Raw genomic sequence first — 288 nt, 5'->3', positions numbered from 1 at the left:
CCGCTAATGTGTTATCGCGCGGTGAAAAGAAGCTATTGATTACCGCATTGCGCTTATCACAGTTGCCGCTGCTACTTAATACTGAAAAAGATGCGGATATCTCTAACAATGATTTTAAATCGCGAGTGACGCCCGTGGTATTGTTAGACGATATCACCGCAGAGCTTGATGATAGGGCGATTGAGATTTTATTGTCAACGCTAGCACAGCTGCCCTGTCAGGTATTTATGACCAGTTTGACCGAGGATATCGTGCCGCTAGTCAACAAACTATGGTCAGAACCTAATA

The 288-nt window shown here is 44.4% G+C and carries 1 pseudogene; it reads left to right on the top strand.

Annotated elements, in window-relative coordinates:
- Positions 1–288: pseudogene (locus AAEY93_RS20440) on the top strand (hypothetical protein); the annotation flags it as partial.

The organism is Shewanella sp. CAL98-MNA-CIBAN-0140 (genome assembly GCF_040309905.1).
Lineage (GTDB): Bacteria > Pseudomonadota > Gammaproteobacteria > Enterobacterales > Shewanellaceae > Shewanella > Shewanella psychromarinicola.
The sequence above is the reverse complement of the archived record's forward strand: the minus strand, read 5'-3'. Positions and strand labels throughout refer to the sequence as shown.